This window comes from Streptomyces tibetensis (assembly GCF_040647715.1).
GTDB classification, from domain to species: domain Bacteria; phylum Actinomycetota; class Actinomycetes; order Streptomycetales; family Streptomycetaceae; genus Streptomyces; species Streptomyces tibetensis_A.
In genome coordinates, this window is sequence record NZ_JBEZCR010000008.1 from 179984 (window position 1) to 197306 (window position 17323).

Annotated in this window: 17 protein-coding genes and 1 pseudogene; 12 read left to right on the top strand and 6 right to left on the bottom strand. The window is 71.5% G+C overall.

Features of this window, described 5'->3' with window-relative positions; translation table 11 throughout:
- Positions 1-2: 2 nt before the first annotated feature.
- Positions 3-995 (top strand): DUF3068 domain-containing protein, encoded by a 993-nt coding sequence (locus tag AB0B29_RS22370; protein ID WP_362242446.1) that lies wholly within the window; start codon positions 3-5, stop codon positions 993-995.
- Here the strand turns inward: AB0B29_RS22370 and hrpB are convergent.
- A complete protein-coding gene (hrpB, locus tag AB0B29_RS22375; protein WP_362242449.1) occupies positions 985-3525 on the bottom strand; it encodes an ATP-dependent helicase HrpB in 2541 nt (846 codons plus the stop codon). The genes AB0B29_RS22370 and hrpB overlap by 11 nt on opposite strands.
- 56 nt (positions 3526-3581) lie before the next feature.
- Positions 3582-4394 (bottom strand): class I SAM-dependent methyltransferase, encoded by an 813-nt coding sequence (locus tag AB0B29_RS22380; RefSeq protein WP_362243077.1) that lies wholly within the window; start codon positions 4392-4394, stop codon positions 3582-3584.
- Positions 4395-4765: 371 nt separating this feature from the next.
- Between AB0B29_RS22380 and rpsA the strand changes: the two genes are divergently transcribed.
- From rpsA to AB0B29_RS22400, 4 genes are all read left to right on the top strand, one after another.
- A complete protein-coding gene (rpsA, locus tag AB0B29_RS22385; RefSeq protein ID WP_361928368.1) occupies positions 4766-6262 on the top strand; it encodes a 30S ribosomal protein S1 in 1497 nt (498 codons plus the stop codon).
- Between the two features lie 229 nt (positions 6263-6491).
- Entirely contained in the window at positions 6492-7430 is a 939-nt protein-coding gene (locus tag AB0B29_RS22390; protein WP_104779439.1) for a PAC2 family protein, read from the top strand.
- A 61-nt stretch (positions 7431-7491) separates the two neighbouring features.
- Positions 7492-8112: a dephospho-CoA kinase gene (gene coaE, locus AB0B29_RS22395; protein WP_362242452.1), complete on the top strand. Its 621-nt coding sequence runs from the start codon at positions 7492-7494 to the stop codon at positions 8110-8112.
- A gap of 50 nt (positions 8113-8162) precedes the next feature.
- Positions 8163-8543, top strand: coding sequence for a tetratricopeptide repeat protein (locus tag AB0B29_RS22400; RefSeq protein WP_104779441.1), 381 nt, complete (start codon positions 8163-8165; stop codon positions 8541-8543).
- A gap of 140 nt (positions 8544-8683) precedes the next feature.
- Here the strand turns inward: AB0B29_RS22400 and AB0B29_RS22405 are convergent, their stop codons facing one another.
- Entirely contained in the window at positions 8684-8947 is a 264-nt protein-coding gene (locus tag AB0B29_RS22405; protein ID WP_362242455.1) for a DUF6343 family protein, read from the bottom strand.
- A gap of 155 nt (positions 8948-9102) precedes the next feature.
- Here AB0B29_RS22405 and AB0B29_RS22410 point away from each other — a divergent pair, with 155 nt between their 5' ends.
- The 3 genes from AB0B29_RS22410 (at position 9103) to AB0B29_RS22420 (ending at position 11506) form a co-directional block, all read left to right on the top strand.
- Positions 9103-9801: a class I SAM-dependent methyltransferase gene (locus AB0B29_RS22410; RefSeq protein ID WP_362242457.1), complete on the top strand. Its 699-nt coding sequence runs from the start codon at positions 9103-9105 to the stop codon at positions 9799-9801.
- A 16-nt stretch (positions 9802-9817) separates the two neighbouring features.
- Positions 9818-10855, top strand: coding sequence for a protein kinase family protein (locus AB0B29_RS22415; RefSeq protein ID WP_362242459.1), 1038 nt, complete (start codon positions 9818-9820; stop codon positions 10853-10855).
- A 162-nt stretch (positions 10856-11017) separates the two neighbouring features.
- Positions 11018-11506 carry a DoxX family protein gene (locus AB0B29_RS22420; RefSeq protein ID WP_362242461.1) on the top strand — a complete coding sequence of 163 codons (489 nt, stop codon included), beginning with the start codon at positions 11018-11020 and terminating at the stop codon, positions 11504-11506.
- 126 nt (positions 11507-11632) lie between these two features.
- On the opposite strand, the gene AB0B29_RS22425 is transcribed toward AB0B29_RS22420, so the two are convergent.
- On the bottom strand, positions 11633-12235 hold the full coding sequence (locus AB0B29_RS22425) for an RNA-binding S4 domain-containing protein (protein ID WP_362242464.1): 603 nt from the start codon (positions 12233-12235) through the stop codon (positions 11633-11635).
- A 491-nt stretch (positions 12236-12726) separates the two neighbouring features.
- On the opposite strand from AB0B29_RS22425, the gene AB0B29_RS22430 reads away from it, so the two are divergent.
- Entirely contained in the window at positions 12727-13458 is a 732-nt protein-coding gene (locus AB0B29_RS22430) for a uracil-DNA glycosylase (RefSeq protein WP_362242467.1), read from the top strand.
- Here AB0B29_RS22430 and AB0B29_RS22435 read toward each other — a convergent pair.
- Complete coding sequence (locus tag AB0B29_RS22435; RefSeq protein ID WP_362242470.1) at positions 13428-14111, bottom strand: GntR family transcriptional regulator; 684 nt, start codon at positions 14109-14111, stop codon at positions 13428-13430. The two genes, AB0B29_RS22430 and AB0B29_RS22435, sit on opposite strands and share 31 nt — an antisense overlap.
- A gap of 168 nt (positions 14112-14279) precedes the next feature.
- Between AB0B29_RS22435 and AB0B29_RS22440 the strand changes: the two genes are divergently transcribed.
- Together AB0B29_RS22440 and AB0B29_RS22445 are read left to right on the top strand one after the other, a co-directional pair.
- On the top strand, positions 14280-15731 hold the full coding sequence (locus AB0B29_RS22440; protein ID WP_362242472.1) for an NCS1 family nucleobase:cation symporter-1: 1452 nt from the start codon (positions 14280-14282) through the stop codon (positions 15729-15731).
- Between the two features lie 5 nt (positions 15732-15736).
- Complete coding sequence (locus AB0B29_RS22445) at positions 15737-16459, top strand: aspartate/glutamate racemase family protein (RefSeq protein WP_362242475.1); 723 nt, start codon at positions 15737-15739, stop codon at positions 16457-16459.
- 154 nt (positions 16460-16613) lie between these two features.
- Here the strand turns inward: AB0B29_RS22445 and AB0B29_RS22450 are convergent, their stop codons facing one another.
- Positions 16614-17015 carry a RidA family protein gene (locus AB0B29_RS22450; protein ID WP_362242478.1) on the bottom strand — a complete coding sequence of 134 codons (402 nt, stop codon included), beginning with the start codon at positions 17013-17015 and terminating at the stop codon, positions 16614-16616.
- 45 nt (positions 17016-17060) lie between these two features.
- Between AB0B29_RS22450 and AB0B29_RS22455 the strand changes: the two are divergent.
- A pseudogene (locus AB0B29_RS22455) lies at positions 17061-17264 on the top strand (hypothetical protein); the annotation flags it as partial.
- Positions 17265-17323: the final 59 nt, after the last annotated feature.

The following is a 17323-nucleotide window of genomic DNA, read 5'->3' on the forward strand; positions in this document are numbered from 1 at the left end:
AGATGCGCCGCAAGGCCGGCCTGGTCCTGCTCGCCCTCGCCGTGTTCTTCGCGGCGCTGTCCCCGCTGCTGCGCTGGTACGCCTTCCCGCGCCTGGCCAAGGTCCCCGCGAACCAGTACCAGGACATGGTCCTGGAGGTGAAGAACGCCACCCTCCTCGACTACGGCACCATGAAGGCGAAGAAGGTCTCCAAGGTCACCATCGTCCAGACCCTCAAGGGCGACGTGGAGGCCTCCGAGCGGATCGAGGAGTCGGCGGGCCGGGACGTCGTCGTCTGGGACGGCCTGTCCTACGTCGTCGGCCCCGACGGCAGGATGGTCTCCAAGATCCCCGAGCGCTACATCTTCGACGCCCACACCCAGCAGCCCGTCCACGCCACCGGCGAGATGGTCGACGGCGACCCGGTGCGCCGCCGGGGCATCGAGTTCAAGTGGCCCTTCCTGACCGAGAAACGGGACTACGAGTACTTCGACGCCCAGGCCCGCGTCACCGCCCCCATCGCCTACAAGGGCACCCGCGACTTCCGCGGCCTGGAGGTCTACTACTTCGAGCAGACCATCCCCTGGACCAAGGTGAAGATCCCCAAGACCCTGCCCGTCAAAGGCCTCACCCCCGAGGCGGTGGCGCAGACCGGCACGACCCGCTGGTACACCACGGTCCGCAAGTTCTGGGTGGAACCCCTCACCGGCGCCCCCGTGTACGGCGAGGAGATCCACCGGGAGGAACTGCGCGGCGGCGCCCTCCTCGGCGACCGCGACAAGGTGACCGCCTTCGCGGGACACGTGAAGATGCGCGAGGACTACCTCACGCACACGGTCGACCTGGTGAAGTCCCAGCGTCTGCCCATCCTGCTGATGACGTCCTACCTGCCGTGGGGCTTCCTGGCCCTCGGCGTCCTGCTGCTGGTCCTCGCGCTGTACCTGGAGGCCCGCGGCCGCCGCCGCCGCGGCCCGGCGTCCACGGCGGCCGAGGAACCGTCGTCGGTCAGCGCCTGAGCCGCGCGTTGGTGTGCCGCGTCGGCTCGGCCCCCGCCGGGTCCTCGGGCCAGGGGTGCTTGGGATACCGCCCCCGCAGCTCCGCCCGTACCCCCTTGTAGCCGTCCCGCCAGAACGACGCGAGGTCGGCGGTGACGGCGGCCGGCCGCCCGGCCGGGGACAGCAGATGCACCAGCAGCGGCACCCCGGCGACCCGGGGCGACTCCTGGAGCCCGAACATCTCCTGCAACTTCACCGCCAGCACGGGCTGCTCGGGCCGGGAGTAGTCGATCCGGATCCTCGACCCGCTCGGCACCGTCAACCGCTCCGGGGCCAGCTCGTCGAGCCGCCCCGCCTGACCGGACGCCCAGGGCAGCAGCCGGGCGAGCGCCTCCCCGGCGTCGATGCGCGCCAGATCGGCCCGCCGCCGTGCCCGGCCGAGCTCCGGCTCCAGCCACTCCTCCACGCGCGCGTGCAGCGCCTCGTCGGACACGTCAGGCCAGGGCTCACCGCGATGCAACCGCAGGAACGCGAGCCGCTGCCGCAGAACGCCGGCCTCCGCCGACCATCGCAGCAGCCCGAACCCCTCCCGCCGCAGCCCGTCGAGCAACGCGGCGCGCACCAGGCCCGGATCGGCTTCCTCGAGCGCCCGCACCGCGAGCTCCACGGCCCCCAGCCGCTCCACCCGACGTGCCACGACGTCCCCGCCGTCCCAGCGGACTTCGTCCCGCTCCTCCAGCAGGGCTCCCGCGGCGAGCCGGGCCACGTCCTCATCGACCGCGGCCCCGAGCCGCACCCGCGCGTGCCCCTTCCCTACGGGCCGGTCGGCGACGACGGAAGCGATCCAGGGGACGCCCCGCAGCGCGCTGGAGTCGCCGACCTCGGCGCGGGTCCCGGACACCATGAGGTACGACCCGCCGTCACTCCTGGCGATGCGCTCGGGAAAGGCGAGAGCGGCAACGACCCCGACCTGACGCTCCTCGGAGATGTCCGCCCAGGCCCCGGCGCCGGCATCGTGCGGCCGGTTACGGGTGGGGGAGGGGGAAACGCCGGAAACGGCGGCCCGCAGCCGCCGGACCTCACCGCGCCACCGCGACGCGTAGGCGTCGCCCCCACGCCGGGCACGACGCAACGCACCCGCCAGATCATCGCCGTACTCCCGCGGAGCGTCCTCACTCAACAGGGCGACGACCTCCGCGGCCCGCTCGGCCCCCACGAGCGGCACGGAATCCACCAGGGCCCGCCCCAGACGGGGATGCACACCCACCCGGCCCAGTACGAGTCCCCGCTCCGTGGCCCGCCCGCCGGAGTCGACCGCCCCCACCGCCGCCAGGACGTCACGCGCCGCCGCCATCGCCCCGCTCGGCGGCCCGTCCAGCAGCGCCAGCCCGGACGCGTCCGGATCCCCCCAGCACGCCGCCTGCAGCGCGAACGCCGTCAGGTCGGCCACCTTGATCTCCGGTGACGGATACCGCGGCAGACGGGCGTTCTCGGCCTCCGCCCAGCAGCGGTACACCGCTCCCGGAGCCTCACGCCCGGCCCGGCCCGCCCGCTGCCGCCCGGCGGCCTGCGACGCCCGTACGGTCGTCAGCGCGCTCAGCCCGCGCGCGTGGTCCACCCGCGGCTCGCGCGCCAGTCCCGAATCCACGACCACCCGCACCCCGGGCACCGTCAGCGACGACTCCGCGACCGACGTGGCCAGCACGACCCGCCGCCGCTCCGCAGGCACCAGCACCGCGTCCTGCACGGCCGCCGGTGCCCTGCCGTGCACCTGGAGGACCTCGACGTCCCCGAGCCCCCCGAGCTGCCCGGCGACCCGGGCGATCTCGCCCACGCCCGGCAGGAAGCACAGCACGTCCCCGTCCCGCTCCGCCAGCGCACGCCGCACCACGGACGCCACGTGCGTCAGCAGCGCCGGATCGACCCGCATCCCGTGCGGCGGGCGTACGGGCCGTGCCGGAGGCGCCCACACGGTCTCCACCGGATGCGCGGTTCCTTGCGCCTCGACCACCGGCGCCCCGCCCAGCAGCTGCGCCCACCCCTGCGCGTCGGTCGTCGCCGAGGCGGCCACCAGCCGCAGATCGGGGCGCAGCGTCTGCCGTACGTCCCACACGAACGCCGCCGCCGTGTCCGCGTCCAGGTGGCGCTCGTGGCACTCGTCGAGCAGCACCACGTCGACACCGGCCAGCTCCTGGTCCCGTTGCAGACGCTGCACCAGCACACCCGTCGTGACGACCTCCACGCGCGTGTGCCGCCCGACGACCCGCTCCCCGCGCACGGTGTAGCCGACGCTCTCGCCGGGCTTCTCGCCCAGCAGCCACGCCATCCGCCGCGCCGCCGCCCGGGCCGCGATCCGCCGCGGCTCGGCCACGATCACCCGCCGCGCGGGCCCCTCCCCGAGCAAGCCCGCCAGCGCCGGCGGCACCAGGGTCGTCTTGCCGGTGCCGGGCGGCGCCACGAGGACGGCGGTGCCGTGCCCCTCCAGCGCCTCGGTCAGGGCGGGCAGGGCACCGCGGACGGGCAGGGCTTCCAGGGCGTCGTAACGGATCACGCCCTCAGTGTCGTACGCCGGGGAACGGGTCCCACGCGCGCGTGCCTCGGTCCAGCTCAGTCCCGCTCGCACACGAAGATCGCCGTGCCGGGGATCAGGTTCCCGCGCAGCGGCGACCAGCCACCCCACTCCGAGGAGTTCCAGGCGGGCCACTCCGGCTCCACCAGGTCGACCAGCCGGAAGCCCGACGCGACGACGTCCCGGACGCGGTCGCCGAGGGTGCGGTGGTGCTCCACGTAGACCGCCCGGCCCTCCTCGTCCTGCTCGACGTAGGGCGTGCGGTCGAAGTACGAGGCCGACACCGACAGCCCCTCGGGCCCCGGCTCGTCCGGGAAGGCCCAGCGGATCGGGTGCGTCACCGAGAAGACGAGGCGTCCCCCCGGCCGCAGCACCCGGCGCACCTCGCGCAGGACCTGACGCGGATCGGCGACGAAGGGCAGCGCCCCGTACGCCGAGCAGGCCAGGTCGAACGAGCCGTCGGCGAAGGGGAGCGCACCCGCGTCGGCGCACACCAGGGGGAAGGAACCGCCGATGCGCAGCGCGTGCTGGAGCTGCCGGTGCGAGATGTCCAGGGCGACCGGGCGCGCTCCCTGGGCGGTCAGCCAGCGCGAGCACTGGGCGGCGCCGGCGCCGATCTCCAGGACGTCCCGGCCCTTCAGCTCCTCCGGCGGGCCGAGCAGTTCCGCCTCCACCTCGTCCAGACCCTCGGGGCCCCACACGAAGCGGTCGTCCCCGAGGAAGGTGCCGTGCTCGACCTGGTACTCGTCCGCGTTGCGGTCCCACCAGCCACGATTGGCCCGGGAGCTTTCCGTGACATCGGCGTCGCGCCGGGTGGCCTCGGGTTCGGACGCTTCGGACTCTTGGATGATCGGCTCCCTCGTACTAGTGTGCGGGCTCTGCTGTCCGGCCGGTGCCGGCGGTGTCGCAAAGGGGGGCGTCGCGCGCCGCGCGTGGCCTCGTACGACACGACTTGTGCCGGATATGCGGCGTTCGCCCCGCGTGGGCGGCTTCGCGCATTGACCCTGCCCGGCTGCCCCCGTATGCTACAAGTTGCGCTGCGGGCCTGCGCACCTCAGACGTAGCAGGCTGCGCTCGCATCTGTATGTATGTCCCCTCGGTTGTCGAGGCGCCACCGTTTCTGAGTGGCGCTTCCTTGGCTGTCCGGCTTCTGCAGAGCGAAACGGGCTCCCGGCGTAGCAGTACCTACGACTTCAATGTCCGTACCGGAGCCCTTTCCCACATGACGAGCAGCACCGAGACCACCGCCACCACCCCGCAGGTAGCGGTCAACGACATCGGTAACGAGGAAGCCTTCCTCGCCGCGATCGACGAGACGATCAAGTACTTCAACGACGGCGACATCGTCGACGGCGTCATCGTGAAGGTCGACCGGGACGAGGTCCTGCTCGACATCGGTTACAAGACCGAAGGTGTGATCCCGAGCCGCGAGCTCTCGATCAAGCACGACGTCGACCCCAACGAGGTCGTCGCCGTCGGTGACGAGATCGAGGCCCTCGTCCTTCAGAAGGAGGACAAGGAAGGCCGCCTGATCCTCTCGAAGAAGCGCGCCCAGTACGAGCGTGCCTGGGGCACCATCGAGAAGATCAAGGAAGAGGACGGGATCGTCACCGGTACCGTCATCGAGGTCGTCAAGGGTGGTCTCATCCTCGACATCGGCCTCCGTGGCTTCCTCCCGGCCTCCCTGGTCGAGATGCGCCGCGTCCGCGACCTCCAGCCCTACGTGGGCAAGGAGCTCGAGGCGAAGATCATCGAGCTGGACAAGAACCGCAACAACGTGGTCCTGTCCCGCCGTGCCTGGCTGGAGCAGACCCAGTCCGAGGTCCGCCAGACGTTCCTCACGACCCTCCAGAAGGGTCAGGTCCGTTCCGGCGTCGTCTCCTCGATCGTCAACTTCGGTGCCTTCGTGGACCTGGGTGGCGTCGACGGTCTGGTCCACGTCTCCGAGCTCTCCTGGAAGCACATCGACCACCCGTCCGAGGTTGTCGAGGTCGGCCAGGAAGTCACCGTCGAGGTCCTCGACGTCGACATGGACCGCGAGCGTGTCTCCCTGTCGCTGAAGGCGACCCAGGAAGACCCGTGGCAGCAGTTCGCCCGCACCCACCAGATCGGCCAGGTCGTGCCCGGCAAGGTCACGAAGCTGGTTCCGTTCGGTGCGTTCGTCCGCGTGGACGAGGGCATCGAGGGTCTGGTTCACATCTCCGAGCTGGCCGAGCGCCACGTGGAGATCCCGGAGCAGGTCGTCCAGGTCAACGACGAGATCTTCGTCAAGGTCATCGACATCGACCTCGAGCGCCGTCGCATCAGCCTCTCGCTGAAGCAGGCCAACGAGTCCTTCGGTGCCGACCCGGCCGCGGTCGAGTTCGACCCGACCCTGTACGGCATGGCCGCGTCCTACGACGACCAGGGCAACTACATCTACCCCGAGGGCTTCGACCCCGAGACCAACGACTGGCTCGAGGGCTACGAGACCCAGCGCGAGGCGTGGGAGACCCAGTACGCCGAGGCGCAGCAGCGCTTCGAGCAGCACCAGGCGCAGGTCATCAAGTCCCGCGAGGCGGACGAGAAGGCCGCTGCCGAGGGTGGCGAGGCTGCCGCTCCGGCCGCGTCCGGTGGTGGCGGTTCGTACTCCTCCGAGGGCCCGGACAACTCCGGCGCGCTGGCCTCGGACGAGGCGCTGGCCGCGCTGCGCGAGAAGCTGGCCGGTGGGCAGAGCTGAACGCCCACTGAGCTGTAGCTCCTGATCGAGGGGCCGTACCTTTCGAGGTGCGGCCCCTCGGTGTTTTCGGGCTCATCGTCCGGCTGCGGGCCGTGGGGGTTCGTCGCGCAGTTCCCCGCGCCCCTGACGGGGCGCTTCTCCCACTGCCAAGATCATGAATCTCCTCCTGCGGGAATGCCCACGCCCACAACGGCGTTGTGCGGTGTGAACACGAGGAGGAGTGGTCACTGTGCTTGATCCGCAGGATTTGTACGCCTGGGAGCCGAAGGGGCTGGCCGTCGTCGACATGGCGCTGGCCCAGGAGTCGGCCGGACTTGTCATGCTCTACCACTTCGACGGATACATCGACGCGGGTGAGACGGGCGACCAGATCGTCGACCGGGTGCTGGACTCCCTGCCCCATCAGGTCGTCGCCCGCTTCGACCACGACCGGCTTGTCGACTATCGCGCCCGCCGCCCGCTGCTGACGTTCAAGCGCGACCGCTGGAGCGACTACGAGGACCCCGCGCTCGAGGTGCGGCTCGTGCAGGACGCCACCGGTGCGCCCTTCCTGCTGCTGTCCGGTCCCGAACCGGACGTCGAGTGGGAGCGCTTCGCCGCCGCCGTGAAGCAGATCGTGGAGCGGCTCGGCGTCCGCCTCTCCGTGAACTTCCACGGCATTCCGATGGGCGTCCCGCACACCCGGCCCGTCGGCCTCACCCCGCACGGCAACCGCACCGACCTCGTCCCGGGCCACCCCAGCCCCTTCGAGGAGGCACAGGTGCCCGGCAGCGCCGAGTCCCTCATCGAGTACCGCCTGCTCCAGGCCGGGCACGACGTCCTGGGCGTCGCCGCGCACGTCCCGCACTACATCGCCCGCTCCCCGTACCCGGACGCGGCCCTGACGGTCCTGGAGGCCATCACGGCGGCGACCGGACTGGTCCTGCCCGGCATCGCCCACGCCCTGCGCTCGGGCGCCCACCGCACCCAGACGGAGATCGACCGGCAGATCCGCGAGGGCGACGAGGACCTCACCGCGCTCATCGAGGGCCTTGAGCACCAGTACGACGCCGTCGCAGGCGCCGAGACCAGGGGCAACATGCTCGCCGAGCCGGTGGACATCCCCTCGGCGGACGAGATCGGCCAGGAGTTCGAGAAGTTCCTGGCGGAGCGAGAAGGCGACAGCTGATTCCCGGGCGGGTCCGGCCCGGGCGAGGGGCGTGTCAGTGGCAGGGCCTAAGCTGCGGGGCATGCTGAAGGTGGGTCTGACCGGCGGGATCGGCGCCGGCAAGAGCGAGGTGTCACGGCTGCTCGTCGCGTGCGGGGCCGTGCTGATCGACGCGGACCGCATCGCGCGGGAGGTCGTCGCGCCGGGGACGCCGGGGCTGGCCTCGGTCGTCGAGGCGTTCGGGGAGGAGATCCTCACCGCCGACGGCAGCCTGGACCGGCCCCGCCTCGGCGCCATCGTCTTCGCCGACCCGGAGAAGCTCGCCGTTCTGAACTCGATCGTGCACCCCCTGGTGGGCGCCCGCTCCCGCGAGCTCGAGGAGGCCGCCGCCGAGGACGCGGTCGTCCTCCACGACGTCCCGCTCCTCACGGAGAACGGCCTGGCGCCGCTGTACGACCTGGTGATCGTCGTCGACGCGGCCCCCGAGACCCAGCTCGACCGACTCGTACGCCTGCGCGGCATGACCGAGGAGGACGCCCGCGCGCGGATGGCCGCCCAGGCGACGCGCGAGCAGCGCCGCGAGATCGCCGACATCGTGATCGACAACGACGTCCCGCTGGAGCGGCTGGAGCAGCGCGTGCGGGACGTGTGGGCCGAGCTGGTGCGCAGGTCGCGGGCGCCTCGGCCGTCTCCCACGGAATAGCGGCACCCCGCGGGGGCGTTGAAGCCGTGCAGTGAGGGAAGGACTCAGCCGTGCCCGAGACCAGCGGTCCGACCGGACGTACCCCGGAGACGCATGTCATCGACTTCCGTGCCGCCGAGCAACTGCTCGCCGCTCGGGACCCCAGGGGCGCGGTGAAGCTGCTCGACGGCGTCATCGCCACGCACCCGGAGAACACCGCGGCGCGACTGCTGCGGGCTCGCGCCTTCTTCGCAGCGGCGCAGCTGCGGCCGGCGGAGCTGGAGTTCCAGATCGTCCTGGAGCGGGAGCCGGACAACGCGTTCGCGCACTTCGCGCTCGCCCGTACGTATGAGCGTCAGGGCCGTCCCGACCAGGCGAAGCGCCACTTCCGCCTGGCGGCGGCGCTCGACCCGAACCCGGAGTTTCTGAAGGCCGCACGCTTCGACTCGTGAGCGGCCTGCCTCGTGTGCCTCAGGGGTGTTCGTAGGGGGCCTGTTCTGTCCGCTGTGGGCCTTCGGGAGTCTCCGTGAGCGGGCCCTGTCCGCTGTGGGCCTTCGGGAGTCTCCATGAGCGGGCCTGTCCGCCGATCGGTTCAGGAGCGTTCGTCCGGCGGTCGGTAGGGCGGGATGTCGGGGCCCGGCTGGTAGTGCGGGCCCTGGTGGATGTGCCGCAGGACGACGGTCAGATCGATCGTGACGATCAGCAACAGCACCCCGCAGGCGATCGCCCACCCTGTCCGCCCGGCGATGGCGAACGCCGCCGTGCCGAAGAGCGCCCAGACCAGCCCCCACAGGCTCAGCCAGAAGCGCGCCCGCAGGGCACTGCGTGCGGTTCTCGGTTCACTGCCTGTACGCATCGTCGATCACCACTCCTGTTTGCAACGTACTCCTCGTGGCGACGGTCCACCAAGGTCTCCGAGCCCCCGCGGGCTCGTCACTCGGTCGGGTGAAGGTGGAGGTCGGCGGGAACGCGCGTGCGGACGCGGTCCGTTGGGCGGGCATGGAGATGAAAATGCGTGAGGGGTACGAGGGGACGGGGCCCGGGGCGATCACCCCGGACGGCTGCGCGGTGGAGCTGTACTCCCGCCTGCCCATCGGGGACGAACCGGATGTCATCGCGGCGGCGGTCCCTGAGGGCGCCCGCATTCTGGAGCTCGGCAGCGGGGTGGGACGCATGACCCACGCGCTGCTGGACCGGGGATTCACGGTCACGGCGGTGGACGAGTCCGCCCCCATGCTGGAGCGTGTGCGCGGCGCGCGGACGATATGCGGCCCGATCGAGGAGCTGGCTCTGGGCGAGACGTTCGACGTGGTGCTGCTGGCGTCGTTCCTCGTGCACGCGGGAGATGCCGAGGTGCGGCGCGGCATGCTGCGCACCTGCGTGCGCCACGTGGCGAAGGGCGGCTGCGTGCTGATCCAGCGGGAGGGCGAGGACTACCACGAGAACGTGCCGCGGGAGCGCAAGGACCCCAGCGGTTTCACCGTGCGGATCACGTCGTCGGAGCCGGTCGGCGACGGAGTCAACTCGGTGCGCGCGGAATACGAGTTCCCGGACGCGGTCTGGACCCAGACGTTCCGCGCGCGCCCCCTGACCAAGGAGCAGTTCGAGGAGGCGCTGGAGGAAGCGGGGCTGAAGGTGGACCGCTATCTGACGGAGGACCGAATATGGGTACGGGCGGTGCCGACGGGCGAGGCCACCGGGTGTGCGTGAGCGCCGGCCAGGGGGAGTGGAACCAGTTCGCCTGAGCCGGTACGCCACGGTCGCGACCTTGCTGGCGCTGCTCGGGGACGCCGAGCTGCGCGAACTGGTGGACACGGCCCAGCCGTTGGGCACCGGCATCGGCGGGAAGTCGGCCCGGCTCGAGGTGTCCGGTACACCGGTCTTCGTGAAGCGCGTCCCCCTCACGGACCTGGAGCAGCGGCCGGAGCATCTTCGCTCGACGGCCAACGTGTTCGGACTGCCCATGGTCTGCCAGTACGGCATCGGCGGGCCCGGGTTCGGGGCGTGGCGAGAGGTCGCCGCCCACACCATGACCACGAACTGGGCGCTGTCCGGACAGTTCCAGGGCTCTCCGCTGATGTACCACTGGCGGGTGCTGCCGGACGAGGCACCCCACCGGGCGGAGGAGCTCGCAGATGTGGAGAAGGTCGTGGCCTACTGGGGAGGGAGCGCGGCGGTGAGGCGGCGGGTCGAGGCCCTGCAGCAGTCCTCGGCGAGCGTCGCGCTCTTCCTGGAGTACATACCCCGGACCCTGCACGCCTGGCTCACGGAACAGATGCGGGCCGGTGACGAGGCGCTCGACCGGGCGTGTGTCCTCGTGGAGCAGGAACTGACGTCGGGCACGTCCTTCATGAACAGCCGTGGGCTGCTCCACTTCGACGCTCACTTCGAGAACATCCTCACCGACGGCCGACGCCTGTACTTCGCCGACTACGGCCTGGCCCTGTCCACCCGCTTCGACCTGACGCCGGCCGAGGCGGACTTCTACGCCGAGCACGACGCCTACGACCGCTGCTACACGGCCAGTTACCTCGTCAACTGGCTGATCACCGCGCTGCACGGCGGAGACTGGGAGGTTCGTCGAGAGCTGATACAGGCGTGGGCCCAGGGGAGGGCACCCGCCGGAGTGCCGCCAGGAACAGCCGAGGTCCTCGCCCGCAACGCACCGGTCGCCGCTGTCATGACCGACTTCTACCGCACCCTCCAGGAGGCAAGCCGGAGGACTCCTTACCCGAGGGAGAGGCTCCACCAGCTCCGTCCGTGACCGGTCGCGATCGGTCGGGACGGTTCGGGACGGGTCGGGCGGGGACTGAAGCGCCGCGCACGGTGACCATTCCGCTCGCATTCCCCGGCAGCGATGAGTTCCGGAGCGAGTGCCGGTCTACCTCTCCGACACCACCACGCACCGTCTGACCAGGAGACCTTCATGTCTGAGATCACCGCTGCCGTCCCGACCGGCTCAACCTCGACCGACTCCGCCCGTACCGGCTCCACCCCGACCGGCGTCGTCATCGCCGAGTCCGCGACCGCTCGCGGGCGGCGTGCGCGAATCGCCCTGCGTGCTGTGCAGGTGCTGCTCGCCCTCTTCTACGCGATCGCGAGCGCCCTGCCCAAGCTGATCGGACACGAGTCGGCCGCCGAGTCGTTCGAGCGGCTCGGCTGGGGCAGCGCGGGGATGTACACCATCGGCGCGCTCGAACTGGCCGGAGCCATCGCGTTGTTGATCCCGATGCTCCAGTCGGTGGCGGCGATGGCGCTGGGCGCGTTGATGGTGGGCGCGTTCATCGTGCAGACAACCGTCTTCGACGGGCAGTACGCGGCGACGCCGGTGATCCTGCTCCTGCCGCTCACCCTCATAGCGTGGGCGCGGCGGCGGCACACTGCGGATCTGCTCCGGCTGCTGCGTCGGAGGTGACCCGGCCGCGTCCCGGCTCGCCCATGGTGCCCTCGCCACGGCCTCGCCCTGAGGGTCGGCTCGCCCGTGGCGCCCCGCTGGCCTTCCCCGCTGCCCCGCCCCGGGCCGGCCCGCCCCTGCCGCCCCTCAGGGCCTCGCTTTGCCCGAGCCGCCGCCGAAGGCTCCGGCGCCGGGTACAGGCCCGGGGCCCGACACGCTGCCGGGGCCCGTCGAGCCGCGGAGGCGTTCCATTTCGCGACGGTCCCGCTTGGTCGGGCGGCCTGCGCCGCGGTCGCGGACGCCGGCGGGGGCGACCGCCTCGCGGGGCGGGGGCGGCGGGGAGTTGTCGATGTAGCACTGGGTGGCCACAGGGGCGCCGACCCGCTTGCGGATCAGCCGCGTGACGATGACGACCCGTTCGCGGCCTTCGTGCCGCAGGCGCACCTCGTCACCCACGCGCACGGCGTGTGCGGGCTTCACCCGCTCGCCGTTGACACGCACGTGGCCGCCCCGGCAGGCGGTGGCTCCCATGGAGCGGCTCTTGACGAGGCGTACGGACCAGATCCAACTGTCGACGCGGACAGTGCCCGCCTGTGGACCCGCGGCCTCGGCAGCGGTGATCGCGGCGGCGACCTTCGGGTCCAAGGGCTGCGCCTCGCCGCCCTCGGAGGCGCCGACGGGCGTGGGCGATCCGGGCGCCGAGTCTTTCGTCCCGTCCGTCCTGTCCTGCCGCGCACCCAGAGAAGCCATGCCCCCGACCTTAGCCCTCCGGGACCGCTTAGCGGAGGCCCTCCAATCGCCCGCGTGAATCCTTCGAGAGCTTCTCCACATCGGCCCGCGGGGATGGCTCCTCGCACCCCGGCCGCCGAGGAACCCACACTGCCGAAGAATTTTCACAACGCCTGCTCTACCTCGGCATCGGCGCCGCGTCCCCCAACCAGAACGACCTCCTGCACCGCGGCGTCGCCGGCGCGGGCCGGGCCACCGCCCTGTCCGTCCAGTCGCTCGCCCTGCAGCTGGCCGGTGCGCTCGTCGGCCTCGTCGTCGGGGCGTTGCGGCCGGGCCCGCTGCCCTGGTTGCTGACCGGAGCGCTGCTGCTGTCCGGGGCCCTGCTCTGGCTGCGCCGCCTCGACGCACGGCCCGCGCGGGGCACGACCATCGCCTCGGGATCGCGTGCGGGCTCGTCCTGAGTGCGCGGCCCCGGTGACGGAAGGGGGCACCGCCGCCCCTACCGTGGAGTGATGGACGCCAGCGGCCTTCCCCTCCTCGACCGGCGCATCGCTGACTGCAGGGCCTGCCCGCGGCTGGTCTCCTGGCGCGAGGAGGTGGCCCGGACCAAACGGGCCGCTTTCGCGGACTGGACGTACTGGGGCCGGCCGGTGCCCGGTTTCGGGCCCGCGGACGCCCGGCTGCTGATCGTCGGACTCGCCCCGGCCGCGCACGGCGGCAACCGCACCGGCCGGATGTTCACGGGCGACCGCTCCGGGAGCGTGCTGTACGAGGCGCTGTACGACGTGGGCCTCGCTTCCCGGCCGACCGCCGTGGACGCCCAGGACGGCCTGGAGCTGCACGGCGTGCGGGTCACCTCGCCCGTGCACTGCGCCCCGCCGGCCAACAAGCCGACCCCCGAGGAGCGGGACACCTGCCGGCCCTGGCTCGTGCAGGAACTGCGGCTGCTGCGCCCGACGCTGCGGGCCGTGGTGGTGCTCGGCGGTTTCGGCTGGCAGGCCGCACTGCCCGCGTTCGCCGAGGCGGGCTGGTCCGTGCCCCGGCCACGCCCCGCCTTCTCCCACGGTGCCCGGTTCCCCCTCGACGGCCTGGAACTCTTCGGCTGCTTCCACGTCAGCCAGCGCAACACCTTCACCGGCCGGCTCACCCCCGCCATGCTGCGCGACGTCCTGCGGACGGCTGGGCAGGCGGCGGGGCTGCCGACCCGGGGCGGTCAGTCAGCGGACTCTTCCCCAGGCGCCTGAGGAGCGGCCTCCTCGCCGAACAGGTGGCGGACGGTGGAACGGTAGTTGGTCCGCACATGCGCCAGCGCGTGCGCGCGGGCCCGGTCCGGGTCGCCCGAGGCGATGGCCTCGTACAGCTCGCGGTGCTCCACGAGGAGCTGGGGCCACTCCTCGTTGCGCCGGGTCATCCAGCGCAACCGGCCGGCGACCGGTTCCAGGGCCTCGGTCAGCAGGCTGTTGCCGGCCATCGCCACGATGCGGTCGTGCAGCCGGCTGTTGAGGTCGGTGATCGCCTCGGCGTCCGCGGCCTCGGTGGCGGCGGCCGCGCGGTCGATCAGCTCCTGGACCGCGGCCAGGTCCTCCGGGGTCGCGCGGGACGCGGCGAGGCCCGCGGCGTAGACCTCCAGGGCCTCTCGCAGTTCGAACAGTTCCTTGACGTCGGTCGGGGTGAGACGGCGTACCACCGTGCGGCGGGGCGTCTCGAAGTGGACGAAGCCCTCGGCCACGAGCGCCCGGATCGCCTCCCGGACCGGCACGCGCGAGACGCCGAAACGCTCCGCCAGCTCGCGTTCGACCAGGCGGTCGCCGGGAAGCAGGCTGCCCGCGATGATCTGCTGCCGCAGCTCGGACGTGACCCGTTCGCGCACCGCTCCCAGGGGTTCGATCTTCGTCATGCAGCCCATCTTCGCCGACCGGAGAGGTCTTTTACGGAGCGTTAACAGGAGCGATATCCGTCAGAACGGTTGACGGCGAGACCATGGCGGCACTTTGGTATACCAAACACGCTCGCGGAGCAGCCCCTGCAGCGCAGCCCTCCGTCGTCCCCTTGTTCTGGAGGCCCCGTGTCCCTCGCCGATCGTGCCGCGCCAACCGACACCCCCGCGTTCGTCCCCGATCCCCGGCTCACGAACGAAGACCTCGCGCCCGTCGGCAAGCGCAACTGGAAGGTCTTCGACCTCTTCGCCATGTGGATGTCCGACGTCCACAACCTCGGCAACTACACCTTCGCCGCCGGACTGCTCTTCCTGGGCATGAACGTCTGGCAGATCTTCACGTCGCTGCTCGTCGGATTCGTGATCATCTACATCGGCATGAACTGGATGGGGAAGATCGGCCAGCGCCACGGAGTGCCCTTCCCGGTGGTCAGCCGCATCGCCTTCGGGATCTGGGGCGCCAACATCCCGGCGCTGATCAGGGCCGTGATCGCCATCATGTGGTACGGCATCCAGACCTACCTCGCCTCCGTCGCCGTCAACGTGATGCTGCTGGCGGCCTGGCCGGGCCTGGAGTCGTGGACGCACAACTCCTTCCTCGGCCTGGACGCGCTCGGCTGGGTCTCCTTCATCGCCCTGTGGCTGGTCCAGGCGGCGATCATCAGCAGGGGCATGGAGTCGGTGCGCAGGTTCCAGGACTTCTGCGGCCCCGCGATCTGGCTCGTGATGATCGCGCTGGCCGTCTGGATCCTCGCCAAGGCCGGCTGGACGATCTCGCTGACCTCCACCCCGCACCCGGTGTCGGTCGGCGAGCAGTGGCGCCAGTGGTTCGGCGCGATCGGCCTGGTCCTCGCCACGTACGGCACCCTGATGCTCAACTTCTGCGACTTCTCCCGCTTCGCGCCCGACTACAGGTCCGTCAGGCGCGGCAACTTCTGGGGCCTGCCCGTCAACTCCACGGCCTTCGTGATCGTGTCGGTCATCGTCACCGCCGGCGCGTTCGAGGTCTTCGGCAAGGAGATCACCGACCCCGCCTACCTCGTCGCCGAGATCGGCAACACCTGGGTGTTGGTGGTCGGCGCGCTGACCTTCGCCATCGCCACCATGGGCGTCAACATCGTCGCCAACTTCGTCTCACCGGCGTACGACCTGGCCAACGTCTGGCCGCAGAAGATCACCTTCAAGGTCGGCGGCATGATCAGCACCGTCGCGGCGCTGCTGGTCACGCCCTGGAACCTCTTCTCCAACCCGACCGTCGTGAACTACTTCCTCGGCGGCCTCGGCGCCTTCCTCGGGCCGCTGTTCGGCGTGATCATGGTCGACTACTACTGGGTCAAGCGCGGCCGCGTGAACGTCGACGAGCTGTTCGACGCCTCTCCTGGCGCCCGCTACCACTACCGCAAGGGCTTCAACCCCAAGGCCCTGTGGGCGTTCCTGCCCGCGGCCGGTGTCGCGGCCGTGCTGGCGTTGGTGAAGACCTTCAGCGACGTCGCCCCGTACTCCTGGTTCATCGGCACGGCGCTCGCCGCCGGGCTGTACGCGGTCCTGTGCCGCCCCGAGCGCGCCACCGCGGAGGTCTGAGAGACGTGCGGATCGTCGTCACCAACTGCAACACCACGCAGGAGATGACCGGGGAGATCGTACGAGGTGCCCGGGCCGCCGCAGGTCCGGGCACCACCGTGACCGGACTGACCCCCGCGTGGGGACCGGCGTCCGCGGAGGGCTGGCTCGACAGCTACCTGTCCGCCGCCGCCGTCCTGGACACGCTGCGGACCTACGACGGGCCGCAGTACGACGCCGTGGTCATGGCCGGATTCGGGGAGCACGGCAGGGAGGGCGCACGGGAACTGGTCGACGTACCGGTCGTCGACATCACCGAGGCCGCCGCCCACCTGGCCTGCCTCCTGGGCCGCCGCTACGGCGTCGTGACCACCCTGGAGCGCTCGTGCGGCCAGATCGAGGACAGCCTGGAGACGGCGGGCGTGGCGCGCAACTGCGCGGCGATCGTCGGCACGGGCCTGAACGTGCTCGACCTAGGTGACGAGGAGCGGACCGAGACGGCGTTCCTGGCCGCAGCCGAACGGGCCTGCGCGGCCGGGGCGGAGGTGCTCGTCCTGGGCTGCGCCGGCATGACGGGGCTGCAGCGGGTCGTCGGCCGGAAGCTGGGCCTGCCGGTCGTCGACGGGGTCGCCGCGGCGGTCAGACTGGCGGAGTCGCTCGTGGCACTGGGCCTGACGACGAGCCGCGTGGGCAGCTACGCCGGGCCACTGCCGAAGCGGAGGCTGTGGGGGAGGCCTGCCGGACAGTAGCTCATGCCGGGCCGTCGGGGCCGTCCGTCCGCCGCGATCCAGCAGATGGGCAGGAATGTGCCGGGCGGCAGCACGGAATCGATGTGCGTCGGCCGTGGATCCGTCTTGCCGGCGGGGCGCCGCCCGCGGTGCTCGATCAGCAGGGCGGTCCTTGCTACCCGGGAACGACGGCTGTCGCCGTGATCTCCACCAACTGCCCGGTGTATCCGAGACAGGCCACGCCGATCAGCGTCGACGAGTGCGGACCCGCGCTGAGCCCGGACGCCTCGACCACGCTCCACACGGCGGACAGCACGGCCGGCTCGCCGCTCACCACGTACACGTCGGTCGCCACGACGTGTCCCAGGTCGCTGCCGACGGCCGCCAGTTGCTCGCGGAGGTTGTCGATGACCTGTTGCGCCTGCCGTACGGGATCGCCGGGTCCCACGAGCGTGCCGTCCGGGCCCAGCGGTACGGATCCGGCGAGGAACGCCAGCCGTGTGCCGGCTTCCACGACGGACGCGTGCGAGTAGGTGGGCGGCGGGAAGAGGCTCGGGACGGTGACGCGGCGGATCACGGTGAGGGCTCCGATCTGCGGGCGACGGCACGACGACCACCGATCATGCGGGTCCCGGCCCATGGACGCACCCGTATTTCCGCCTTTCCCCTCCTCCCGGACCACACCTTCCTCGCCACCACCGCCGTCCGCCTGGCCGCCCTGCCCGCCGTCGAGGCCGTCACCCTCGGCGGGGCCCGGGCTCAGGGCAGCGAACGGCCCGACAGCGACTGGGATCTCGCGGTCTACTACCGCGGCGCCTTCGACCCGGCCACCTCCGCGCGGTCGGCACTCATCCGGGCCGTCACCGACACGCAGACCCTCCTCGC